This is a genomic window from Methylocapsa sp. S129 (genome assembly GCF_009765995.1).
Classification (GTDB): domain Bacteria; phylum Pseudomonadota; class Alphaproteobacteria; order Rhizobiales; family Beijerinckiaceae; genus Roseiarcus.
The window spans coordinates 40,569-64,024 of the sequence record NZ_LMUI01000059.1 but is presented as its reverse complement, the minus strand read 5'-3'; the positions used below and the strand labels follow the sequence as shown (position 1 = coordinate 64,024).

General features: G+C 62.9%; 23 protein-coding genes. 10 read left to right on the top strand and 13 right to left on the bottom strand.

The annotated features are described in order from the left end of the window. The first annotated feature begins 36 nt into the window (after positions 1-36). Positions 37-648 carry a glutathione S-transferase N-terminal domain-containing protein gene (locus GSQ90_RS28815; protein ID WP_158818438.1) on the top strand — a complete coding sequence of 204 codons (612 nt, stop codon included), beginning with the start codon at positions 37-39 and terminating at the stop codon, positions 646-648. 66 nt (positions 649-714) lie between these two features. Here the strand turns inward: GSQ90_RS28815 and GSQ90_RS28810 are convergent, their stop codons facing one another. From GSQ90_RS28810 to GSQ90_RS28785, 6 genes are all read right to left on the bottom strand, one after another. Next, positions 715-1,401: an outer membrane protein gene (locus tag GSQ90_RS28810; RefSeq protein ID WP_158818437.1), complete on the bottom strand. Its 687-nt coding sequence runs from the start codon at positions 1,399-1,401 to the stop codon at positions 715-717. Positions 1,402-1,916: 515 nt separating this feature from the next. Continuing rightward, positions 1,917-2,177, bottom strand: a complete 261-nt coding sequence (locus tag GSQ90_RS28805; protein WP_158818436.1) for a hypothetical protein — start codon at positions 2,175-2,177, stop codon at positions 1,917-1,919. Between the two features lie 115 nt (positions 2,178-2,292). Further along, entirely contained in the window at positions 2,293-3,222 is a 930-nt protein-coding gene (locus GSQ90_RS28800) for a DMT family transporter (protein ID WP_158818435.1), read from the bottom strand. A gap of 121 nt (positions 3,223-3,343) precedes the next feature. Further along, positions 3,344-4,870, bottom strand: a complete 1,527-nt coding sequence (gene betC / locus GSQ90_RS28795; protein WP_158818434.1) for a choline-sulfatase — start codon at positions 4,868-4,870, stop codon at positions 3,344-3,346. A 78-nt stretch (positions 4,871-4,948) separates the two neighbouring features. Continuing rightward, positions 4,949-6,076, bottom strand: a complete 1,128-nt coding sequence (locus tag GSQ90_RS28790; RefSeq protein WP_158818433.1) for an extracellular solute-binding protein — start codon at positions 6,074-6,076, stop codon at positions 4,949-4,951. Further along, positions 6,073-7,269, bottom strand: a complete 1,197-nt coding sequence (locus GSQ90_RS28785; protein WP_158818432.1) for an aminotransferase — start codon at positions 7,267-7,269, stop codon at positions 6,073-6,075. The genes GSQ90_RS28790 and GSQ90_RS28785 overlap by 4 nt, the downstream gene beginning before the upstream one ends. A 124-nt stretch (positions 7,270-7,393) precedes the next feature. Between GSQ90_RS28785 and cobU the strand changes: the two genes are divergently transcribed. Both cobU and GSQ90_RS28775 read left to right on the top strand, forming a co-directional pair. Next, positions 7,394-7,960 (top strand): bifunctional adenosylcobinamide kinase/adenosylcobinamide-phosphate guanylyltransferase, encoded by a 567-nt coding sequence (gene cobU, locus GSQ90_RS28780; protein WP_158818431.1) that lies wholly within the window; start codon positions 7,394-7,396, stop codon positions 7,958-7,960. 49 nt (positions 7,961-8,009) lie between these two features. Continuing rightward, complete coding sequence (locus tag GSQ90_RS28775) at positions 8,010-8,765, top strand: M48 family metallopeptidase (RefSeq protein WP_158818430.1); 756 nt, start codon at positions 8,010-8,012, stop codon at positions 8,763-8,765. Positions 8,766-8,792: 27 nt separating this feature from the next. On the opposite strand, the gene GSQ90_RS28770 is transcribed toward GSQ90_RS28775, so the two are convergent. Next, positions 8,793-9,575, bottom strand: coding sequence for a carboxylesterase (locus tag GSQ90_RS28770; RefSeq protein WP_158818429.1), 783 nt, complete (start codon positions 9,573-9,575; stop codon positions 8,793-8,795). A 181-nt stretch (positions 9,576-9,756) separates the two neighbouring features. On the opposite strand from GSQ90_RS28770, the gene GSQ90_RS28765 reads away from it, so the two are divergent. Next, positions 9,757-10,968: a glycosyltransferase family 4 protein gene (locus GSQ90_RS28765; RefSeq protein ID WP_158818428.1), complete on the top strand. Its 1,212-nt coding sequence runs from the start codon at positions 9,757-9,759 to the stop codon at positions 10,966-10,968. A 30-nt stretch (positions 10,969-10,998) separates the two neighbouring features. Here the strand turns inward: GSQ90_RS28765 and GSQ90_RS28760 are convergent, their stop codons facing one another. Together GSQ90_RS28760 and GSQ90_RS28755 are read right to left on the bottom strand one after the other, a co-directional pair. Continuing rightward, positions 10,999-11,736: an aspartate/glutamate racemase family protein gene (locus GSQ90_RS28760; protein WP_158818427.1), complete on the bottom strand. Its 738-nt coding sequence runs from the start codon at positions 11,734-11,736 to the stop codon at positions 10,999-11,001. Then, the gene (locus tag GSQ90_RS28755; RefSeq protein WP_158818426.1) at positions 11,733-12,683 is read right to left on the bottom strand and encodes a polysaccharide deacetylase family protein; all 951 of its coding nucleotides are present in this window, start codon (positions 12,681-12,683) and stop codon (positions 11,733-11,735) included. Before GSQ90_RS28755 ends, GSQ90_RS28760 begins: the two co-directional genes overlap by 4 nt. A gap of 222 nt (positions 12,684-12,905) precedes the next feature. Between GSQ90_RS28755 and GSQ90_RS28750 the strand changes: the two genes are divergently transcribed. The 6 genes from GSQ90_RS28750 (at position 12,906) to GSQ90_RS28725 (ending at position 18,202) form a co-directional block, all read left to right on the top strand. After that, positions 12,906-13,682, top strand: a complete 777-nt coding sequence (locus tag GSQ90_RS28750) for a GntR family transcriptional regulator (RefSeq protein WP_158818425.1) — start codon at positions 12,906-12,908, stop codon at positions 13,680-13,682. A 159-nt stretch (positions 13,683-13,841) separates the two neighbouring features. After that, a complete protein-coding gene (locus tag GSQ90_RS28745) occupies positions 13,842-14,900 on the top strand; it encodes an extracellular solute-binding protein (protein WP_246731826.1) in 1,059 nt (352 codons plus the stop codon). 129 nt (positions 14,901-15,029) lie between these two features. Then, complete coding sequence (locus GSQ90_RS28740) at positions 15,030-15,806, top strand: ABC transporter permease (RefSeq protein ID WP_158818424.1); 777 nt, start codon at positions 15,030-15,032, stop codon at positions 15,804-15,806. After that, positions 15,799-16,650, top strand: a complete 852-nt coding sequence (locus GSQ90_RS28735; protein WP_158818423.1) for an ABC transporter permease — start codon at positions 15,799-15,801, stop codon at positions 16,648-16,650. The genes GSQ90_RS28740 and GSQ90_RS28735 overlap by 8 nt, the downstream gene beginning before the upstream one ends. Before the next feature lie 164 nt (positions 16,651-16,814). After that, positions 16,815-17,657, top strand: coding sequence for an SPFH domain-containing protein (locus tag GSQ90_RS28730; protein WP_158818422.1), 843 nt, complete (start codon positions 16,815-16,817; stop codon positions 17,655-17,657). Next, the gene (locus GSQ90_RS28725) at positions 17,657-18,202 is read left to right on the top strand and encodes a hypothetical protein (RefSeq protein ID WP_158818421.1); all 546 of its coding nucleotides are present in this window, start codon (positions 17,657-17,659) and stop codon (positions 18,200-18,202) included. Before GSQ90_RS28730 ends, GSQ90_RS28725 begins: the two co-directional genes overlap by 1 nt. A gap of 5 nt (positions 18,203-18,207) precedes the next feature. On the opposite strand, the gene GSQ90_RS28720 is transcribed toward GSQ90_RS28725, so the two are convergent. The 4 genes from GSQ90_RS28720 to GSQ90_RS28705 all read right to left on the bottom strand — a co-directional run bounded on the left by GSQ90_RS28720 (position 18,208) and on the right by GSQ90_RS28705 (position 23,353). Beyond that, on the bottom strand, positions 18,208-19,353 hold the full coding sequence (locus tag GSQ90_RS28720; RefSeq protein ID WP_158818420.1) for an acyl-CoA dehydrogenase family protein: 1,146 nt from the start codon (positions 19,351-19,353) through the stop codon (positions 18,208-18,210). A 3-nt stretch (positions 19,354-19,356) separates the two neighbouring features. Next, a complete protein-coding gene (pimC, locus tag GSQ90_RS28715; protein ID WP_158818419.1) occupies positions 19,357-20,562 on the bottom strand; it encodes a pimeloyl-CoA dehydrogenase large subunit in 1,206 nt (401 codons plus the stop codon). A 188-nt stretch (positions 20,563-20,750) separates the two neighbouring features. Further along, positions 20,751-22,451 carry a dicarboxylate--CoA ligase PimA gene (pimA, locus tag GSQ90_RS28710; protein ID WP_158818418.1) on the bottom strand — a complete coding sequence of 567 codons (1,701 nt, stop codon included), beginning with the start codon at positions 22,449-22,451 and terminating at the stop codon, positions 20,751-20,753. A 134-nt stretch (positions 22,452-22,585) separates the two neighbouring features. Continuing rightward, a complete protein-coding gene (locus GSQ90_RS28705) occupies positions 22,586-23,353 on the bottom strand; it encodes an SDR family NAD(P)-dependent oxidoreductase (protein WP_158818417.1) in 768 nt (255 codons plus the stop codon). Positions 23,354-23,456: the final 103 nt, after the last annotated feature.

Genomic DNA, 23,456 nt, shown 5'->3' with positions numbered 1-23,456 from the left:
CTGTGCGGCCTGATCGCCGTCTTATGGAGGATTCTTATGCTCGTTTTACGCTCGTCTCCCGCATCGCCTTTTGGCCGGAAAGTCAAGATCGCCGCAGCGATTCTGGGTTTGACCGAGCGAATCGAAATTGTTCCGGCGGACACCAATGACGCCCATGATTCGCTGCGGCTGCAAAACCCGTTAGGCAAAATCCCCGCGCTCGTTCTGGAGGATGGCGCGGTCCTCTACGACAGCGCCGTCATTCTCGAATATCTCGATTGGCTGGCGGGAGGCGGCCAGATCATTCCGGCCGCGCCTGGTCCGCGCTTTAGCGCGCTCACCCGTCAAGCCCTTGCCGACGGGATCGCGGACGCCGCCCTGTTGCAGGTCTACGAGACCCGTTTTCGCGAGCCGGGCCAGCATGTCGCCAAATGGCTGGATCACCAGTCGGGAAAGGTCGAGCGCGGGCTCAAGGCGCTGGAGGCGGCGCCTCCCGAGACCGCCGCGCGCGACGTCGGCGCCATCGCGCTCGCCTGCGCTCTGGGCTATCTCGACTTGCGCTTCGCCGGCCGATGGCGCGCCGGCTATCCGCGCCTTGCGGCATGGCTCGCCGCCTTCGCCGCCGCCGTGCCGGCCTTTGAAGAGACGCGCTTTTCGCCGCCTGCCTGAGCGGCCACGAAAAAGCCCGGCGAGACGCCCCGCCGGGCTTGATTTCATTCACGAATTTTTGTCAACTCAGAACTTGTAGTTGACGCCCAACTTGAAGGTGTTGATGTCGAGTCCAGCCTTCACGACATCCGGTGAACCGCCGTAGTAGGTCTTGCCTTCGAGCTGCGAGAACAAATATTCGCCCTTCACCGAGATATTGTTGGTGACGGCGTATTCGACGCCGGCGCCAACCGCATAGCCGCTCTGCCATCCCGAACTTCCGCCATAGCTAAGGCCGGTGAATGTATCGTTGAACGCGCCGGCGTGAACGTCGCCGCCAGCATAACCGGCCGCCACATAGAACAAGGTGCGGTCATAGGCGTAGCCGACGCGAGCCAGGACGTTTCCGAGCGTGTTGACGTTGAGCTTGTCGGACGAGCCGTCAGCGAAAGTGCGGCTCCGGTTGAGATCGGCCCAATCGAGCTGACCTTCGACGCCGAGGACGAGCTGATTGATTTGATAATTGTAGCCGATTTGTCCGCCGACGATGCCGCCGCTGGGGCTGCCGAACACCGAACCTCCGCCGATGAATTGGTTGCCCCGAACGTCGGTGAAACCGCCGCCGCCGTTGATACCGACGTAGAAGCCGGTCCAGCTAAACGGAGGAGCATAATAGACCGGGGCCGGCGGGGGAGCCTTGCGCGAAGGCAAGTCAGCGGCGAAAGCCGAGGTCGCGACACTTGCCAGAAGAGCCGCAGTCAGGATCTTTTTCATTACAATCTCCATTTTCATCACATTTCCCTCAACGCGCGACATGACCGTTCAGGGAATAAAACACTCGCAGACATGGATGGTTCCGCATCGGAACCGGCATTGGCCTCACGGGAGCATTGCCGCCCCGCCAGCGTGGACAGACGTATAGCGATGATCGTGTCGAAAGTCTGTTGCGGATGGGTCACTAATGGATGGCCCAATGTGGCCAAAATCTGGCAATTATGCGCAAGTAATGGGGTTCCAAATTTAAGCCGTGATCTCTGAAAGTGCGACGCAACAAGCCTGGTCGATCGCGGTGTATATTAAATTTTTATCTTTCTCGTCCACAGTTTATCTAGGTAAATAAATTGTTTATTTAAATTATAAGCTACGGATTTTCTGCGAAACAGCGCCAACAAACGGAAAGAAAGACTGTCACGAATCGTTTGCAAAGGGGACAGCAAAGCTTCGCCGCGCGCCCCGTGCCGCCGCCTTTCAGCGTGGCGGACGGACGGAAGCCAATCCCGCGCGAAAGCTTAGTCCGCGCTCGGCAGGCGCCGGATGGTGAATTCGATCCGACCGTCCGCCAGCTCACGCCAGAACTCTATTTCGGTCATATAGGCGGCTTTTGGATAGAGATCGAACCATTCGAGCGCTTTTTCGCGCGCCTCGGGTCGCGGCAGGCAATAGGTTTCGCGCCGCCACATATCCTCAGCCTGACGCAGGGCCGGGCGCTGCCCGCGACGATGCGCGGCGCGTTCGGCAATGTTCTGCGGCTGTTTGCGCTCGATCGCCATGTCCTGTTCCCCGCGCGGTTCAGCATAGCGTGGCGGCGCGGGGAAGGGGAGTCGCCATTGCTGGTAAAGCGGGAAGGGCGTCCCTCAGCGCTGTCGTGGTTAACCGCGCGGGCGCTCAAGCGCTCCGGGCGATCCCTAAGGCCCTCAGGGGTCTACCGTCGATGCAGGCGAGCCCGAGGCCGATCAGCGCCAGCCCGATAAAGTGCCTGGGCGCGAGATGTTCATGCAGGACAATCGCACCGAGCAGAATCGAACTCACCGGCGCTAGAAGCGTGACAAGCGCCACATTGGTTGCTCCAGCGCTGGCCAGAATGCGGAAATAGAGGATATAGGCGAGAGCGGTTGAAAGAGAGGCGAGCCCGGCGATCGCGGCGAATGTCGCCACCCCCGGCATAGGCAGGGCCCAGGGGCGATCGACGAGAAGCGCGATCGGGATCAGCATCAGGCTCGAGGCCGTCACCTGACCTGTCGCAGTCGCGATCGGGTTGATTCCCAAGCGGCGAAAACGACGGCCGAATATGCTGGCGAAGGCGTAGCTCACTGCCGCGCCCAGAATGGCCAGTTCCGCCAGCACGCCGCCGCCAAGCCCCTCGACAAGCTGCGGGCCGATCATGCCGGCGACGCCGAGCAGGCCGCATAAGGCGCCCGCCAGCCGCTGCGGAGTCAGCCGCTCGTCTGCGGTCAGGAAATGGCCGGCCAGCACCGTAAACAGCGGCGTCGTGGCGTTGAGGATCGAGGCGAGACCGCTGGCGAGCTGCGTCTGGCCGAAGGCGATCAGGCAGAACGGGATGACGTTGTTGATGAGCGCCATGATCAGGAAGGCGGTGAGCGCTTCCCGGCCCCTCGGCATGACGAGGCCGAGCGCCGGCGCGCATAGCCAAAGGATCGCCGCAGCAAGCGAGACCCGGAGCGCGACGATCGTCAGGGGCGGCAATTCCTTGACCGCGATTCCGACGAAAAAGAACGAGCCGCCCCAAAATAGCGCAAGCAGCAGCAACATGCCCCATTCGAGGGGCGTCATCATCTTGTTCACGCTGCCTGTCATGGCGCTTCCAGCCCTCGTTACGAGGGGTCTAACGCGACGAAGGCCCTCTGTCCCTCCGATTCTTGCTGCGTGAGATGCAGCGCGCGCCGTTAAGGCGCAAAGCTGGCGCTGCGCCCGCGTTCTATTCGGGGGCGGCGACGGGAGGAAAACGCGACATGGCTTCGAGATCGTCGAGTGGAATCGTGTTGCGCATGTAAGTGCGCGCAGCGTCGCGGTAGGGCTGGAAATCCCACGAATGCGCTTCGCCTTTCGTCAGCGCCGCATCGACGATGCGGCGGCGATGCTGGCTTTCGCGCACCTCAGCATCCAGCGCCGCAAGATCCCATCGTTTCGCAATTTCCGCTCTGAATTGCGCGACGCGTTCGGCGTGCTCGCTCCGCGCAGCCAGATTGTCGCGCTCGCCGGGATCGGAAGAGAGATCATAGAGCTGGTCGGGATCAGCCGCCGAATGGATGAATTTCCAAGACCCGCGGCGGATCATGACGATCGGCGCGATCGCGCCTTCGGCGAGATATTCGCCGATGACTTCGTCGTGACCGCCGGCGCCCTCCAGATGGGGAAGCAAGCTGCGCCCATCGGTCGAAGCGCCGAGTGCTGGGCAATCGCCGCCCGCCAGGTCGACGAGCGTCGGCAGGAGGTCGACCAGCGAAACGCTCGCGGCGACGCGGCGCGGCGCAAATCTTTGCGGCGCGGCGATTACCAGCGGCACCCGCGCGCCCCCTTCGAAGAAGTTCATCTTGAACCAGAGCCCGCGCTCGCCGAGCATTTCGCCATGATCGCTCAGGAAGACGACGATCGTGTCTGAGGCGAGCCCGGTCGCGCGCAAAGCCTCCATCAGCCGGCCGAGATTGTCGTCGACATAGGAGATCGCGCCGTAATAGGCGTGCCGGGCGGCGCGGATCTGGTCGTCGGTGATCTCCTGCGCATCCATCGCGCAGACGTGGCGCAAGCGCAGGGAATGCGGATCGTAATTCTCGCGCGCGACGGGCGGCCCTGGCATATCGATATCCTCGTCGCGATAGAGGCTCCAGTAGCGCTCGGGAATCGCGAAAGGATCGTGCGGGTGGGTAAGCGAAGCGACGAGCAGGAAAGGGCGCTTGTCGCTGGAGCGCACGATTTCGTAGAGCGCGCGTTCGGCGGTGAACACGACTTCGTCGTCGAAATCGAGCTGATTGGTGCGCACGCATAGCCCCGCCTGCGTCACCGAACTCATATTATGGTACCAGTCCGGCCGCTCGTGCGGATGATCCCAATCGGGCGTCCAGCCGTAATCGGCGGGGTAAATGTCGGTCGTCAGGCGCTCTTCGAATCCGTGCAACTGGTCGGGGCCGCAAAAGTGCATTTTGCCGGACAGGATTGTGCGATAGCCGAGGTTGCGCAGATAATGCGCGTAGGTCGGGATATCGGCGCGAAATTCCGCGGCATTGTCGTAGACGCCCGAATGGGAGGGCAGGCGGCCGGTCATGAACACCGCGCGCGAAGGCGAGCAGAGCGGGCTGTTGCAATAGGCGCTATCGAAGACAATTCCATTGCGCGCCAGCGCTTCGAGGTTGGGCGCCTTGACGACTCGATGCCCGTGGATCGGCAGGAAGGCGGGCGCCAATTGGTCGACCATGACGATGAGAATATTGGGCTGCTTGTCGGCCATGCGTGATTAAGCTCCGTCAGATCGTGATGACTCGAAACACGTCGAATGGCCCGGGCGGCTTCCGCTGTGGAGCGACGTTCATGATTTCTTTTTCGCTCGTTGCGGCTTTTGGGCTGAGGCTGGCGGAGCGATCTTTTCCGGCTGGGGGGGCGCCTTGATTCGCTCCCATTCCTTTTCAATGATTGGCGCAAGGCTGGCGTCGACGCCGCCGGTGGGAAACAATTGTTTCACGATGTCGGGGTCGCCAGCATCGTCGCCGCTGGAAAGGCCGGTCGCGTGCGCGTTGCGCTTGGCGATGTCGGGCCGCAGCAGAAAGTCGAGCAAGGCATAACTTTCCGCAAGATGCGGCGCATCCTTGGGGATCGCTAGGGCGTCGAGCGACATGGGCGCCCCTTCCCTCGGCACGACGAAACGGATGTCGGCGTCGCGCCCCCCCTGTTTGGCGCGGGCGATAGCGAGCGTGGCGTCGTCCATCCGCCCCATGCTGAGGCAGGCGGACCCATTCGCCAGGGCGCCCACATAATCGCGCACCGCAAAAGCGCGCGCGCCCATCTTCAGGCGGGCGAGGAGATCGGCCGCGCGCTTGACGTCGAGCGCGTTCATTTTGGCGAGTCTTGGATTGGTGGACCGCCATGCCGCCATGAACAGGTCGTCGCGTCCATCGGGCGTCGCGATTCCACAATCGGACAGGCGAAGGGCGAGCTGGGGTGCGAAGAGGACGCTCCATGACGCCGGCGGCGCTCCCAGACGCTTGGGCGCCGCGTCGGCGTCGTACAACAATCCGGATGCGAACCACATATAGGTTATCGCATAAACCCCGGACGGGTCGTAGGCCGCGAGCTTGGCGGCGATGGCGGGCGCGGCGCTGGCGACATGCGGCAATTTGGCGCGATCGAGTTTTTGCAGCGCGCCGTTGGCGATTTGCTGACGCAGAACGGGCCCGGGCAGCACGACAAGATCATAAGGACCCTCGCGCAATTTGTCGGGGATTGATTCGGGTGCGTCATAGGCGTCATAGGCGATCTGCAAGCCGCTCTCATGCTCGAATTCCTCGAGCGCCTGCGCATCGAAATAATCGGCGAAGGCGAGCAGGCGCAGGAATGTCGGCTTGGCCTGAAGCGGCGGCGCGAAGGGTGAGTCGGCGGCTGCCGGCGTCAGCAGCGCGAGCATGGCAAAGGTCGACAAAAGCAGGGAGCGCGAGGTCAAGGCGAGCTTTCAATCTCTTTCGGGCGGTTCAATTGATCGCCGCGGCCCAGCCGCGCGACATTGTCGAGCCGCGCCAACGCGGCGTCGAGCGTCGAATCATGCTTGGCGAAACAAAAGCGCACGACCGTGCGGATCGCGTCATGCGCGTAGAAGGCCGAGACCGGGATGGCCGCGACTCCATGGTCCTCGACCAGCCATTTGCAGAATGCGACGTCGTCGTCGCGTCCAAGCGCCGCTATGTCGATATTGACGAAATAAGTTCCCTGGCTTGGCAGTACATGGAAGCCGCGCTCGACGAGACCGGCGCTGAAGCGATCGCGGCTGCGCTGGAAGGCGGCGCGCATCTCGGTGAAATAGGAATCGTCCTTCATCAGGCCGTAGGCGACGGCGCTTTGCAGGTTGGGCGGCGTCGTGAAGGTGATGAATTGATGCGCCCGGGCGATGACGCGCATGATGGCCGGAGCGGCGCAGACGAGCCCGACTTTCCAGCCGGTGAGCGAAAAAATCTTGCCTGCCGAACCGATCTTGACGGTCCGTTCGCGCATGCCTTCCATCGCCATCAGTGGGATATGGACGCGGCCATCGAAAATGACATGTTCCCAGACCTCGTCGCATAGCGCGATCGCGTCATATCGGACGCAGAAGCGCGCGAGCAGCGCCAAAGTCTCGTGATCATAGACGATTCCAGCCGGATTGAGCGGATTGTTGAAGAGAACGACGCGGGTGCGCGGCGAGAAGGCGGCGGCGAGGTCCGCCTCGCCGATGGTCCAGTGCGGCGGCTTGAGCGTGACGAGCTTCGCAACGCCGCCGGCGCGCTGCACGAGCGGCAGATAGGCGTCGTACATTGGCTGGAACAGCACGACTTCATCGCCGGGCTGCAAAAGGGCCAGAAGCGCGCCGGCCAGCGCCTCGGTCGCCCCCGACGTCACCATGATCTCGCTCGCGGCGTCGAGATCGAGCCCCTGGAAGCGCTTGTAATGAGCGGCTATCGCCTCGCGCAACTCCGGCAATCCCATCATCGGCGGATATTGGTTCCAGCCCGAGAGAACGGCTTCGGCCGCCTTGGCCCGCACATCGGCCGGGCCGGGATCGTCAGGGAAACCCTGGCCGAGGTTGACGGCCCGACGCTCGCGCGCCAGCCGCGACATGACTTCGAAGACGCTGGTGCCAATATCGGCGAAAATCGGATTCATCGGCCTGCCGTTCAGATTCTTGCGACAAGCCTTCTAGCACCGACTATTAAGCGCCAGAAGTCGCCCTCTTTCCCTTCTCGCGAGAATCGGGAGAAGGGGCGATCACCCAGGAGAGTTACGACGCATGAACGCATCCCCGCCGCCGCCGATCGAATGCCGCAGCCTGCTTGTGCTCGGCGGCGCGCGCTCTGGCAAGAGCCGCTATGCCCTTGCGCTCGCCGAGCAGGGCGCGCGTGAGCGTCTCTATCTCGCCACGGGATCGGCGGGCGACGAAGAAATGGCGGTGCGAATCGCCCGCCACAAAGCCGAGCGGGGCGCCGGCTGGACGACATTGGAGGAACCGGTGGCGCTTTGCGCGGCGCTCGAGGCGCAGGCGCTCGCCGAACGCGTCGTCCTCGTCGATTGCCTAACTTTATGGCTCGCCAATGCGATGTTCGCGGCAGCCGATCTTGCGCAAGAAGTAAAAAAACTGTGCACGACGATTGCCCGGTTGAACGGTCCGGTTATTTTCGTCTCTAACGAAGTGGGGGCCGGCATCGTGCCGGAAACCAAGCTCGGCCGCGAGTTTCGCGATTGGCAGGGCAGGCTCAATCAGGATGTCGCGCGCGCTTGCGACGGCGTCGTGCTTGTCGCGGCAGGTCTGCCGACCTTACTTAAGCCGTCATCCGAGCCGCAATTTGCACTGCGCTGATGCAAGCTTGCACTAGCGACTCAATGCGCGCTTGCGATACAAAAGAATCATGCTGCGTCTCTTCCAGAGTCGAACGCCGAGCGCCCCTGTCGCGCATCTGGACGTCGCCCATAGCGGCGCGACCTATCGCGTCGCGCTGAAGCGGCTGTCCAGCGCGCGTCGCTTCACCTTGCGCGTGCGCGGTGCGACGCGCGACGTCGTGCTGACCATGCCGGCGCGAAGCTCGCTGAAATCGGCGCGCGAATTTGCCGAGCGTCATGCGGCATGGATTGGCGTGCGGCTGGCGCGGTTGCCAAGACCGGTGACGTTCGAGCCGCATTCCGTCACGCCCCTGCGCGGCGTCGATCACACGATCGTCCATCGTCCTGGCGCGCGCGGCGTCGTCTGGACCGAGCAAGGCGATGCCGGACCGGCGATCTGCGTCGCGGGCGATCTCGCGCATGTCGCGCGCCGCGTCGCCGACTATCTCAAACGCGAGGCGCGGCGCGATCTCGAGGCGGCTGTCGCCCGCCATTCCAAGACGCTTCGCGTTGAAGCGCGGCGCCTCACCTTGCGCGACACCACCAGCCGGTGGGGCTCCTGCTCATCGACGGGCGCACTCAATTTCTCCTGGCGGCTCATCCTGGCGCCGCCCTACGTGCTGGATTATCTTGCGGCGCATGAGGTCGCTCATTTCGTCCACATGAATCATTCGCCCGCTTTCTGGAAAGTGACGCGCCGGCTGTTTCCGGAAACCGATCGAGCCGAGGAATGGCTCAAAACGCATGGCGCGGGCCTGCATCGTTTCGGCGCCAAGAAATCCTAAAGTCGCTTATTGACGCAATAGAGCGATCTAGGAGAGGCTCTCGATCGCCGCGATCAGCAAAGCCAGGTCTTCGGGACGCGAAAGGCGATGGTCGCCATCCTTGATCAGGGTCAGCGTCACCGGATCGCCCGCAATATGTTCGACGAGCGCCATGACGTGTCGGTAGGGCACGTCCGCGTCTTGCATGCCTTGCAGGATGCGCACGGGACAATGCGTGCGGATGGCGCCGCCGAGCAGCAGATGGCGCCGGCCGTCCTCGATCAAGCCTTTGGTGATGGGATAGGGTTCGGGCGAATAGGGCGAATGACGCGCCCATGCGCCCTGCTCCATGATCGCGCGGCGCGCCTCCGTCGGCGCACTTTCCCAGATCAGGGCCTGCGTAAAGTCGACCGCCGGCGCGATCAGCGCCATGCCGGCGAGGCGCGCGGCTTCGCCCGCCTGCCCCAGGGCGCGGGCGGCGAGCAAAGCGAGATAGCCGCCCATCGAGGAGCCGACGAGAATCTGCGGACCGGTTGTCGCCGCGCGGATGAGGGCGAGGGTTTCCTCCAGCCAGCGCGTCACCGTGCCCGCCTCGAACAGGCCGCCCGAGGCGCCGTGGCCCGAATAATCGAAGCGCAACAGCGCACGATCCGATTTCGTGCAATAGTCGTCAAGCGCTTGAGCCTTGGTCGAGGTCATGTCGGATTTGAAGCCGCTAAGCCAGACAAGCCCGGCGCGATCCTGCCCTTGCGAAGCGCGGCGGCGAAAGGCGATTCGGCGCGCGTCGTCGCCAGCGCCAAGATCGAGGAATTGCAGTTCTGCGTCGCTCAAACCTAATCTGGCCCCATGATTCGTTTTTTACTGAACAAGAACGCCCATTCTCCCCCTGCGGAGGTAGGGAGCCTGCGCGTGAGCGAAGGTCGCGGACGAATGCGCCGCATGACGCCTGCCCCCGAAAGGGGGGAAGGAGCGCGCGGCGCAGACTTCGCGCGCGTGCGCGGTTGTGTCAACAATGACCGCGGTTGATCTTGCGCCTTATGGCCGGGGCGAGCGCGCATCGCTCGCCGGGCGTACGATCCTGCAGATCGTTCCACGCATCGACGCGGGCGGCGCTGAGCGCACGACGATCGACATCGCCGCGGCGCTGGTGGCGGCTGGCGCGCGCGCGCTGGTGGCGTCCGAGGGCGGCCGGCTGACCAGCGAATTGCAGGCCGTCGGCGGCCTGCTGATCCCGTTTCCCGCCGCCGCCAAAAATCCCATTTCGATGCTGCTGAATTCGCGCCGCCTCGCGCGGCTCATCATCGCTGAGCGCGTCGATATCGTTCACGCCCGCTCGCGAGCGCCGGCCTGGGTCGCGCTGATGGCGTGCCGCATCGCGCGGGTCCCGTTCGTCACGACTTTCCATGGCGCCTATGCCGGGCGGACGGCTCTCAAGCTGCGCTACAATTCGGTGATGGCGCGCGGTGATGTCGTGATCGCCAATTCCGAATATACCGCCGGCTTGATCACGCGCTTTTATCCGTGGGCGCGGGCGCGGCTGCGCGTCATTCATCGCGGCACGGACTTCTCGAAATTTGCGCCCGGCGCCGTCGAGCCCGCCCGGGTCGCGCGATTGCGCAAGGCCTGGGATGTCGCGCCCGACGAGCGCATCGTCCTGATCGCCGCGCGTTTGACCGGCTGGAAGGGGCAGAAGGTGCTGATCGAAGCGGCGCGCCGGCTCAAGGAACGGGGGCTGGAGGGCGTTCGCTACATTATGGCGGGCGACCCCCAGGGCCGAGGCGGCTATGTCAAGGAACTCGATACGCTGATCGGCAAAGCCGGGCTCAAGGGAATCGCCTCGCGCGTCGGTCATTGCGCCGACATGCCGGCCGCCTTTCTGGCGGCCTCGGTCGTGGCCGTTCCTTCGACCGAGCCCGAGGCGTTCGGGCGCACCGCGGTGGAGGCGCAGGCCATGGGTGCGCCCGTCGTCGTCTCGGACCTCGGCGCCGTGCCGGAGACCGTTCTCAGCCCCCCGCAATCCTCGCCCGAGGGGCGCACCGGCTGGCGCGTGAAAGCGGGCGACGCGGAGGCTCTCGCCGACGCCCTGCATACCGCGCTGACTCTGGGCGCCTCCGCCCGCGAAGCCATGGCGCGCCGCGCCCGCGCCCATGTCGAGGGACAATTCTCGTTGGAGCGGATGACGCGAGAGACGCTGCAGGTCTATGTCGAGATGATGGAAAAGTAGGGCGCGGCGGGAAGATGACCTCCATTAGCCCTAGCCAAACAGGCGCCCAAGGCTTGCTGCGGGCCGCGTATCGATGTTGAGGGCGCCAAGAGCCGCCCAGACGCCAATAGCGGCGGAATCCAGGACAGGCGCGCCGATATCTTTTTCGAGCGCGGCCGCGAAAGCGTGGCCAGGGAGATTGGTGCTCCAGATAAGGACGGCGTCGATATTTCCTTGCGCCGCGCTCTCCCTCGAGAATCTGATGATCCGTCCAGGGTCGGCTTGCGCGGCGGCGAAATTATCCTCAAAGCCCAGATGCAGTTCCGCATGGGTTGCGATTCCCTGGGCTTGGAAGCGGGCTTTGAACGCCGCTCCTTGTTCTGACGCGCCATGCGTTACGAGGGCTATCCGGCTTATTCCAAAGCGATGGAACGCGTCGAGCGCCGCAAGCGCCGTCGTGACCACCGGCAATCCTGTGCGTCCTTTGATGCGGGCGGATAAGGCGCGGTCATGGTCAAAGCCCAGCGCGGCGCCGCGTGTCGCGTTCCAGCAGATGACGCTGACGCGAGCCTGCGCGAGCAGTTCGGAAGCCGCGAGGAATGGCTCTTCTTCATAGCGGTCCGCCGGCTGTCCCTGTCCATTGCCGAAATAGGGGATGCGCGCAAAGCAGGCGTCGACCTCCGGCAACAGCCTCAGTACGTCAAGCGTCACCCGTTCGACCACCCGGTTCGAAGAAGGAAGGATCACGCCGATCGCATGTTCGGCGGGCGCAATTCGGCGGACGCTCATGGTTGGGTCCGGCGGCAGGAATGAAAGGTTTCGGCGCCGGGTGCGCGCTCTTCGCCGACGGACGCGAGCCAATGACGGGCAAGATCGACGCGGCGGGCGACCCAAACCCGCTCGCCGAGTTGATCGAGCAGACTGAGGATGCCTTTCACGGCGGCGAACCGCGCTGGACGTCCACAAATCCGCAGATGGAAGCCGATGTTGAGGACGCTGCTGCGTCCAAGCTCCGCTTCATCGAGCAGGGTCGACAAGGCAGCCTGCGTGTAGCGGACAAATTGATCGGGCTCGACGAATCCGTTGGGATGAAAAAACTTCATATCGTTGCAGTCAAGCGCATAGGGAACGATCAGCATCCGGCCGTCGCCCACAGCCGCGAAATAAGGCAAATCGTCATCGAAACCATTGGAGTCATAGAGGAAGCCGAGTTCCGCCAGCAGCGCTCGGGTGTGCGGGCTCTGGCTGCCGCGACAGAAAAAGCCAAGCGGACGTTCGCCCGTCGTCTTGCGCGCGATGTCGATGCAACGGATCAGAGATGCTTTCTCCTCAATAGGGTCCGCAAAATCCGCATGCGGGCGCCACAACCAGCCATGACAGGCGGGCTCATGTCCGCGTGCGACGATTTCGGCGGCAAGCTGCGGCGCCCGCTCCATCGCGCGTCCGCACATGAAGAAGGTGCTTGCCCGATTGTGGCGCGCAAGCGCGTCGAGAAAGCGCCACAGGCCGGCCCGCATGCCATAGGCGAACATTTCCTCCTGGCCGAGGTCGCGCCGCCCGGGTTCGACGACGCTGATGATCTCGCCGATTCGCTCGTTCTCGTCGTCGCCGTCGCCGATCGAGAGTTCAGCGCCTTCCTCAAAATTGACCACGAGCGAGACGGCGACGCGCGCGCCATTCGGCCAAATGATGGCAGGCGGGCGCCCGCCATAACCGATCAGGTCACGCGATCTCATAGAGGTCTCCGTCGAAAAACAGCACTTTGCGTTCGGCGCCGCCCGTCAGTCACGGAGCGGGTTGGCTTCAGAATTGTAATCACTAGTCGAACTGTTTGTCGACAACTTATCTGAGGCGTTGTTGTCAATAAATAGACATGCCGTTGCCAACGCGACCTGGCGATGTCACAGTTTGGCGAATGTTTCGCCCATCGAGGCGGTGGCTCCGGCACGGGATCGAGAATGCCAAAACGGAAGACCTCCACAGAGGCTACGCGACAAGCGACGATTGACCGCGACCCGGTTTTGCAGGGCATTCTCAAAGCGATCAGTTTGAAACGCCTGCGACCCGGAATGAAGCTCGGCGAGATCGAACTGGCGTCCGTGTTCGGAACGAACCGGACCCATATCCGCCAGGTGCTCTCGCATCTTGGTTCACTGGATCTGGTCACCCTTATTCCGAACCGCGGCGCCTTCATTTCGCAGCATTCGGCCGATGAGGCGCGCGCCATTTTCGAGGCGCGCAAGATATTGGAACGCGCCGCTATCTCGGGAGCCATCGATAATCTGACGGTGGAAACCGCGCGGACCCTGCGCCAGCTCGTCGCTGCGGAACGATCCCACGCCCATCACGATCGCTGGGAGGGGCTTGATTTCAGCGCTGGATTCCACGTTGAGATCGCGCGGCTCGCTGGCAATCCCGTGCTTGTCAAATTCATGGAGGAACTCGCCCTGCGCACATCCCTGCTGATTGCGCAGTTTGAGCCGGCGGGGGGCGAGGATCATTGTCCGGACGCCCATCCCGGCATAGCCGACCGGATTCTCGCGCGCGATAAGGTGGGCGCCGTCGGCGCCATGGAAAAGCATTTGGCGGAAATGCAGGCGCGCCTGCGGCTCGACGGCGAGGCCGACGCTCCCGTCGACATTGCCGCGATATTTCATGAACTCGGCGTCTCCCGCCAGCCGAAGATGGCGAATCGGCTGGCTAAGGAGCGTCAGCGCTCGAGCCCCCCGCGTTAAACGCGCTTCATTGGCTCGACGGCGCCGTGGCGGAATCTGCCCAGAACCTGATCAGGGTTTGGCTACAATATAGGCTTTTAATTGTCGACAAAATGCGCAATATTTTGTCGCATATTATCTCGCTCTGCAGATTGACCGAACCTGCCCAGGAGCTACGTCATGAACATCCCTCGTTTCACCCGTCGTCAGTTTCTCGCCGCGGGAGCCGCCGCGCCATTGGCTTCCGGTTTCGCCGGCTTTTCCGGCGCCGCCCGCGCTGCAGGCAATATGGTCGCCACGACCTATCCCGGAACCTGGGAAACCGCGCAGCGCCAGATACTCCTGCCCGCCTTCTCCAAGGCTTCGGGAGCGAGCGTGACGCTGCAGCCGGTCCTCGCGTTGGAGGCCGTCGCCAAGATTTCGGCTTCCAAGGCGAACCCGCCTTTCGATGTCGTGCTTCTTGACGAAGGCCCTTATCTCGCCGCGCTCGATCTCGGCATTTTCGCGCCGCTGCCCAAGGACAAGGTGACGAACCTCGCCAACCAGTCCGAGAAATTCACCGACCCCAATGGCCACGGCGCGTTCATATCCGCGCAGGTGGTCGGCATCGCCTATAATCCAACCGTGATCAAGACGTCGCCGACCTCCTGGCTCGACCTGTGGAAACCGGAATACAAAGGCCGGGTCGGCATTACTGGCCTTGGCAGCAGCCTTGGCACGGCGTGGATGGTCGAGATCGCCAAGCTGCACGGCGGCGGCGAGAGCAATATGGAGCCGGCCTTCGACGCGGTGAAGAAGCTCTTGCCGAACGTCGGCGCCGTTGCGCCCAATCCGGGCGCGCTCGCGACTTTGTTCCAGCAAGGCCAGATCGACATCAGCTACAATTTCGTCAACGGCGTCCTGCCGCTCGTCCAGCGCGGCGTCGACATCGCGATCGCGCACCCCGATTCCGGTTGGGTCCTCGTGCGCAATTCGCTGCATGCGGTGCTGAACAGCGGCAATATCGATCTTGCTTACGCCTATATCGATGCGGCGCTCTCCGGCGACGTCCAGGCGCAAATGGCCTCCGCGCCTAATTTCCTTGCCCCGACCAATCGCGTCGTGCCTTTCAGCGCCGAGCTGCAAAAGGTCGCGAAGGATAATGACGATCTCGCCAGGTTGACGCTGATCGACTGGAAGACCATCAATCCGCAGCGAAGCGCTCTGATCGAACGCTTCAACAAAGAAATTCGCATCTGAGGTTTCGACGTTCATACGCGCGCCGACTTTCATGTACGGGGCCAGCCCGACGGGATCGGGCCGCGCTCGCGACTTGTTCCGCGGCCCGGCAAGCCATGGCTCGCCCTGCCGCTGCTCGCCTTCTGTCTCATGTTCGTGGGACTGCCGATCGTCATGCTGCTCTGCGCCAGCGTGAGCGGCGAAAGCGGCTTTGGCTTGGCCAATTTCCAGCGTTTCCTCACCGATGGCCTCAGTCTGCCGGTGCTTGGCCGGACCTTGCGCCTCGGCGTCGAAACTTCGGCCGTCGCGCTCGTTCTCGGCTATCCCCTGGCGCTTCTGTTCGTCGCGGCGCCCCCTTGGTTGCAGAAACCGTTCGTTCTTTTGATCGTCCTGCCGCTGCTGACGAGCGCGGTGGTGCGCACCTTCGCCTGGGTCGTGATCCTCGGTCGTCAAGGCCTGATCAATGAGACGCTGCTCACGCTTGGCGTGACCGGCGCGCCTGTGCCGCTCCTTTATACCGAGCCGATGCTCGTCGTGGCGCTGGCGCAGATCGAACTGCCGATCATCGCATTGCCGATCATCTCGGCGCTTTCCGCGATCGATCCGCGTCTCCACGAGGCCTCGCTTGAGCTTGGCGGCGGAAAATGGGGGACTTTGCTGAATGTGACGATACCGCTCAGCCTTCACGGCATTATCGCGGGATTGCTGCTGGTCTTTGCCGCGTCATGCAGCGCGTTGGTGACGCAATCGATCATCGGCGGCGGCCGGCTTATCTTCATGCCGCTCTATATCTATCAGCAGGGCATGCAGGCGCAGAACTGGCCCTTCGCCGCCGCCATCTCGCTCGTGCTCCTCGTCGCGGTCCTCGCGGTCGCGGCGACCTTGAACGCATTCGGCCGCCTCGCCACACGGCGCCTCCATGTCTAATCTCTCGCCTTCGTTCCGCGCGCCCACCCACGCCGCGTTACGCGCGAGAGTCGATCACTGGAGCTATGTCATCGTCGTCGGAGGACTGGGCGCTATCGCCATCGTTCTCCTCGCCTCGCCAACGCTCATTGTGCTGATAACGTCCTTCACCTCAGCCGAAACCCTGCGATTTCCTCCACCAGGCTTTTCCATGCGCTGGTATCAGGCGCTGATCTCGTCTTCGCCCGAGATTGTCGCCGCCGCGCTTGTCAGCCTTAAGGTCGCGGCCTCCGCGACCATCGCCGCGGTCGTGCTGGCCACAGCCGCGGCAATCGCGATCTTCTCCAGCAAAGCAGGTTGGGCCCGCATCGCCGATGTCGTTCTGATGTCGCCCGTGCTTTTACCCGCCTTGTCGCTCGGCCTCGGCCTGTTGCTGACCTTCAACCTGATGAACGTCGGCGTTTCCCTGACGACGCTGGTCATCGGCCATATCGTAATCTGCTTTCCCTTCGTGCTGCGCACCACCTTGGCGAGCCTAGCTCAGATCAATCCCGCGCTGGAGGAATGCGCGCGCGATCTCGGCGCCGGCGGCTGGCGGACCTTCGCCCACGTTACTTTTCCGCTGGCGCGTGGCGGCATAGCCGCCGGAGCCTTCATCGGCTTCATGGCCTCGTTCGACAATGTCGCGATCTCGCTCTTCCTGGCCGACGCCCGCTCCGAGGTCCTTCCGATCCGGTTGTGGGACCTGATCGAAAGCGTTCTCGACGTTCGCGCCGCCGCCGCCTCCGGAATATTGATCGTCGCCACAGTCGCGTTGATGATTGCGATGGAGCGGGTCGCTGGCCTATCGCGCTACGTCAGGTGAAGCGATCGGGAGCGCCATCCCGATAAGCCATTTCCGTCATATTCATCCCGTAAAACCCATGCGCTCTGCCTTTCGGCCTGTTCGCGAAATCGAACCGGCGCAAGGCGAGGTAGATAGAATCTTATCGTTCACCGCATGGTCTTCCAACGAAACGAGGCGCGGCAATGGCTATTACACGTCAAGTCATCACGTCACTTCAGCGTGACGGAACCGATATGCTCGGAACCAAGAACATTGCGATCAAGATCATCGACGAAAGCATTGTTTCGGGATCGTTGCTGACGGTCGAAAGCAATCATTTCTGCGTGCTGAAATCGCGCGGCGCGGTGCTGAATGTCTATGAGACCGGCCAATATGCGTTGACCACGCCCGACAAGCCGCTCGTCGGCTCGATCGTCCAAGGTTTCTTCGGCGGTTCTTCACCGTGGGTTTACGAAGTCATTTATGTCAATCGCGCCAAGCTGCTGGTGAGCAACAGGGGGATCGCGACCAGCGCCGAAATGGCCGAAATGGCCTATCAGGTCGATTATTACATCCACGTCGACACGAAGGAGGCCGCGCTCGACCTCATCACCCATCTGCCGTTCAACGGGCATGTCATCGACACCCGCGAGATCGCCGATTATGCGGGGCCCGCCATCGAGCAGGCCATCAATCAGGTGGTCCAGGTCACCAAGATGGAGCACATCAACGAGCGCATCAACGAGCTTCGCGAGGGCGTCAAAACGCATTTGACGGACTTCCTCAAGACCTATGGCATCATGCTGAACGATCTCAAGATTCTGGTCCTGCCCAAGGACGACCGGATGCGCGAATTGATTTCGCTGCAGGCGATCGGACTGACGCCCATTGAATCCGTGCGCTATTATCTCGCCTTGCGGATGGCCGAAAAGGGCCTGGTGTCGGCGCCCAACGCCGCGATCGGCGCGCCATTCCAGATCGGCGGACAGCCGCCGGTGGGGTTCTATCCGGTGGGACACGAAACCGGTCTGACGGGGCCAAACTAATGTCCAGCTCCCTTTTCTACGATTTCGATCCGCTCGAACAGGTCGCCATCAATCTGTTCCATGGCTGGGGCTATAATTTTTATCGTCTCGAAAACCAGTTGCGCGCCGACGATCTCATGATCCGCGCCCAGGTTTGTTCCTTGCTTGGACAGGCGCGCGGTTCTGTTGAAGCCGCGGAAAGCGCCTACCGGCGCGCGTTTCTCCCGCCGCCGAGCCGGGAGAAGCCGCGGCCGGACGCGAGCGCAATGGCCAATGCGCAGACGCTCGAAAAGCTTTCGCATGCGATCGGCGCGCTGGAGGGGCAAATCCGCGCCCAGCCCGTTCCGGAAAACGACCGGATGACCCAGCGCTACCGTCAGGAGGCGCCGACGCTGCAAAAACTTCTCGATTGCGATATGCGGCTGACCGGCCAGGCCGAGCTGCTGCGCTCGATGCTCGAGGACAAAGACGGCGGCTCGATGATCGAAAAGTCCGCCGAAATCCAGGAGGGGTTGAAGGCCATCGAGGCGTCCTTGCGCAATCGTCAGGCGGCGCTGTTCGTCTGAGGCGGCTACCCGATCAGGCCGTCGCTCTTGCTCAGCCGCTCCAGATGATAATCGGCGTCGCCGAATAGGATGTCGATCATCGTCAGCCGCTTGAAGAGATGGCCGAGCTTATATTCCATCGTCATGCCGATGCCGCCATGCAACTGGATCGATTGCTGGCCGATGAAGCGGGCGGAGCGGCCGATCTGCACCTTGGCGGCGGAGATCGCTTTGCGGCGTTCGGCCGCGTTCTCCTCCGCCGACATCATCGTCGCCAGCATCATCATGCTGCGCGCCTGCTCCAGCGCCACCACCATATCGGAGGCGCGATGCTGCAAGGCCTGGAACGAGCCGATCGGAACGCCGAACTGCTTGCGCGTCTTGAGATAATCGACGGTCATATCAAGCGCTTCGCTCATCGCGCCGACCGCCTCGGCGCTGGACGCGGCGATCGCCTCGTCGACGATGCGTTCGATCAGGGGAAGCGCATCCCCGTTAGCCGCGAGCACGTCTTTCGGTTCGACGCGCACATTGGTCAGCGTCACTTCCGCCGCGCGCATGCCGTCTTGCGTGGGATAGCCGCGCCGCGAAACGCCGTCCGCTTTGGCGTCGACAAGGAACAGGCCGATTCCCGCTTTGTCGCGGCGCGCCCCGGCGCTGCGCGCCGAGACGATCAGCTTGTCCGCGCAATCGCCGTGGAGAACCAGGCCCTTCTCGCCATTCAGCACGAAGGACGCGCCGTCTTTTTTCGCGCTCGCGCCGACATCAAAAAGATCATGCCCCGATTGGCGCTCCGCATGAGCGAAGGCGAGCAGCAATTCGCCTGAGGCGATCGAGGGAATGAGAGCGGCGCGTTGTTCCGCATCGCCGCCGCGCCTGATCAGGCCGCCCGCCAGCACGATGGTCGCAAGATAGGGCTCAAGCGCCAGCGCCTTGCCGAACGCCTCCGAGATCAGCATCGTCTCGACCGGGCCGCCGCCAAAGCCGCCGTCGGCCTCCGAGAAGGCGACGCCCAGCAGGCCGATCTCCGCATATTGACGCCAGAGGTCGCGGCTCCAACCATCGGGGCTGGCCTGGAATGTCTTGCGGTTTTCGAAGCTGTAGCGATCCGCCAGTAACCGCGTCACGCTGTCCTTGAGAAGCTGCTGCTCTTCCGTCAGGTCAAAGTTCATCGTTCACAACCCCAGAATCGCTTTGGCGATGATGCCGCGCTGGATTTCATTCGATCCGCCATAGATCGAAACCTTGCGGAGGTTGAAATAAGTAGGCGCGATGGTCGAAGCCCAGTCCGGTCCGACCGGCGGTTCGTTCCAGCGGTCGCCGTCTTCGCGTTCGGACTGATAGGGCAGGGCGTAGGGGCCAACGACATCCATCAGCAATTCGCTGGTCGCCTGCTGAATTTCCGAGCCCTTGATCTTGAGCACCGAGGAGGCCGGATCGGGCTTGCCTTTTTCCCGATTGCGCTCGCCGGCGATCACCCGCAACTGAGTCATCTCCAGCGCTTTCAGCTCGACTTCGACGGCCGCCAGCTTCATGCGGAACAAAGGATCTTCGATCTTGGGCCGCTCGCCATAGACATGCAGCGAGGCGAGCTCCCGGATGCGCTTCAGCCGCGCCTTGGAAATGCCGACCCGGGCGATGCCGTTGCGTTCGTTGCCGAGCAGGAATTTGGCGTAGTTCCAGCCCTTGTTTTCCTCGCCAACCAGGTTTTCCAACGGGACGCGCACGTTGTCGAAGAAGACTTCGTTGACCTCGTGCCCGCCGTCGAGCGTCTGGATCGGGCGCACCGTCACGCCAGGCGATTTCATGTCGACGAGGATGAAGGAAATGCCTTCCTGCTTTTTGACAGTCCCGTCGGTGCGCGCGAGCACGAAAATCCAGTCGGCATATTGGGCGAGCGTCGTCCAGGTTTTTTGGCCGTTGATCACCCATTCGCCGCCCTCTTGCTTGGCGGTCGTCTTCAAACCGGCGAGGTCGGAGCCAGCGCCTGGCTCCGAAAAGCCTTGGCACCACCAGTCGTCGATATTGGCGATGCGCGGCAGGAAGCGGCGTTTCTGGGCGTCAGAGCCGAAGGTGTAGATGACCGGCCCCACCATGCTGGTGCCGAAGGCGAGCGGTTCGGGCGCCCCTCCTTGCTGCAATTCGTCATTGAAAATCAGCAATTGCACCGGGCTCCAGCCCGTGCCGCCCCATTCCTTGGGCCAATGAGGCACCGACCAGCCCTTCTTGTTGAGGATGCGGGTCCAGGCGACGATATCGTCCTTGCCGGGATGACGCCCCTCGACGATCTTCTGTTTGATGGAGGCGGGCAGGTTCGATTTAACGAAGCCGCGCACTTCCTCGCGAAACGCCAGTTCGTCATCGGTAAATCGCAGGTCCATCGATTGTTCCTTTCAATATCGAGCAAGCGCAGCCGACGAACCCTTCGCCTTCGGCGGGAGAAGGTGGCGCGCCGCGTCGAATGAGGGCGTTTCAGCGCGTAGGCCATCTTTTCGGCCACGCCCGGCTTCGAGGCCCTCATCCGTCATGCTTCGCATGCCACCTTCTCCCGATTCTCGGGAGAAGGGCGTTAGCCTCTCTTCCGCGCTTCCTCGCGCAATTCGATCTTCGACAATTTTCCAACCGGCGTGCGCGGCAAGGCGGCGCGGAATTCGAGCGAAGTGGGCATTTCATGCGGGCCGATTTTTCCGCGCAGGAATTCGCGCAATTCTTCGAGCGTGAACGGCTCCGCCCCTGCGCGCAACGAGACGAACGCCTTCGCGCTCTCGCCGCGATAGGAATCAGGCACGCCGATCACCAGCACCTCGTTCACCGCGGGATGCTCATAGATCGCCTGCTCGATCATCTGCGGATAGACGTTAAAGCCGCCGCTAATGATCATGTCCTTCTTGCGATCGACGATGAAGAAAAAGCCGTCTTTGTCCATATAGCCGATGTCGCCCGTCAGGAAATAGCCGTCGGCGAAGGAGGCGGCGCTTTCGTCAGGGCGGTTCCAGTAGCCACGCGTGACATTGGGGCCCTTGACGCGCAATTCGCCGGTCTCGCCGACGCCCAGCACGCGATGGGGATCGTCGAGTGCGACGACGCCCAGTTCTATGCCGGGCAGGGGAATGCCGATGCTGCCGGCCGGGGCGGAGCCGTTCATGGGCAGGCCCGTTCCCGCCGGCGAGGTTTCGGTCATGCCCCAGCCGCCGCGCAAGGTGATGCCGGTACTTTGATGCAAACTCTTGGCCGTCTCGACGGGAAGCGGCGCGCCGCCCGATCCGCAATAGCGCAGCGAGGAAAAATCGCGCTTTTCGACGCCCGGGAGATTGGCGATCGCGATCCACATGGTCGGCACGCCCGGAAAGACCGTCGCGCGCTTCACTTCGATATCGCGCAGCACGGTTTCGACATCGAACCGCATGCGCAAAAGAAGCTCGGCGCCGCCCTTGAGGTTGAGAAGCAGGACTGTCGTCAAGGCGTAGATGTGAAACAGCGGCAGAACGGTGATGACTTTGTCGTTTTCGCGCAGCGCATTGCCATTGCCGGTGAACCAGGCGTCGTAGATCGCGACCGCCGCCGTCAGATTGGCATGGCTGAGGATGGCCCCTTTGGGGGCGCCGGTCGTGCCGCCGGTATATTGCAGCAGCGCGATATCGTCGGGCTTGATATCGGGCCAGCGCGCGGGCGCGGCGGCGTCTGCGACGAAGGCTTTGTAAGCAACGACATCGGGCCGGTCCGGCAGCGCGAGCGAGGGGATCGGCGAGGGGCCCCATGCCGCATCCTCGTCGACGATCACCAGGTCGAGCAGGCCAGCGTCGAGCATTTTGCAGGCGTTGGGCAGGAAATAGGCGAAATTCGTGGTGACGAGAACGCGCGCGCCGCTGTCCCTGAGTTTGTGCATCAATTCGCGTTCCGCATCGAGCGGACTGAGATGAACGATCTTGGCGCCGGCCTTGAGGCCGCCAAAGAACGCGACCGGATGCATCGGCGTATTGGGCAGATAGATCGCGACGGCTTCCTGCGATTTGAGGCCGCGTCTAAGAAAGGCCGCCGCCATCTCGTCGGCGGCGCGGCCAAGCTCCGCATAGCTGATGGCGCGATCGCGAAATTCGAGGGCGGTGCGGCCGGCGTGATCGGCGGCCGATTGCGCCAGCAGGGCAGGGACTGTGCCCAGGACAATGGGCGCATCCCAGGCGAGTCCGGGCGGATAATGCTTTTCCCACGCAAAAGGCGCACGGGCGCCCGGCGAAGTTGCGGTCCGCGCCTCCGCGAGCGCTGGGCTCAAGATAGACGCAACGCGCGGCGCACAGCCAGCATCGTTCCCTCCCGATATTTGCGGCGCGGCGTCCTGCCGACCATCCTATGCGTCACGCTAGGCAAAGCAGGACGCAAAAGCAACACGCCCCGGGAGCGCGAGGGTCAAGAGATCGTCGCGCCGCCGTCGATGACGATCGCCTGCCCCGTCATGAACGTGCTTGCCGGCGAGGCCAGGAACACCGCGGCGCCGGCGATCTCGTCCGGTTCGCCGATGCGCGCCAGCGGCGTGCGCGCGTTGTAGCCCTTGAGGTTGTCGGGATTCTCCCAGAGCGCGCGCGCGAAATCCGTGCGGATGAGGCCGGGCGCGATGCAATTGACGCGCACATTATGCGGGCCGAGTTCGGCGGCGAGATTGCGGGCGAGTTGGAAGTCCGCCGCCTTAGAAATATTATAAGCGCCGATCGTCGTCGACGCCTTGAGGCCGCCGACGGAGGAGACGATGACGATCGAACCCTCCTTGCGCGCGATCATCTGCGGCGCGACAAAGGCAATCAGCCAATGATTGGCGATGATATTATTATCGAGGATCTTGCGGAACTGGTCGTCGGAGATATCGCCAAGCGGCCCGTAATAGGGATTGGAGGCCGCGTTGCAGACCAGAATGTCGATCTTGCCGAAATGCTGTGTGGCGGCGCTTGCCAGATGACGCAGATCCTCTTTGGAAGAAATGTTGGCGGGGATCGCGAGCGCTGAGCCCGCGCCATATTTCGCCTCGATTTCCGCGACCACCGCCAAGCAGGCCTCCGCCTTGCGTGAGGAAATCACGATCTTTGCGCCATGCTCGGCCAGGCGCAGCGCAATGGCGCGGCCTATCCCGCGCGACGAGCCGGTGATGACGGCGACTTTGCCGGCAAGATCGAACAGCGACATGTTTCCTCCTTCGATTTTTGGCTCCCCGCAACGAGCTTACACCGAAGCGCGCGCGATGGGCGCCAAGCGTCCGTTCCGCTGAGCGATCAGGTGAGCCGAAGAC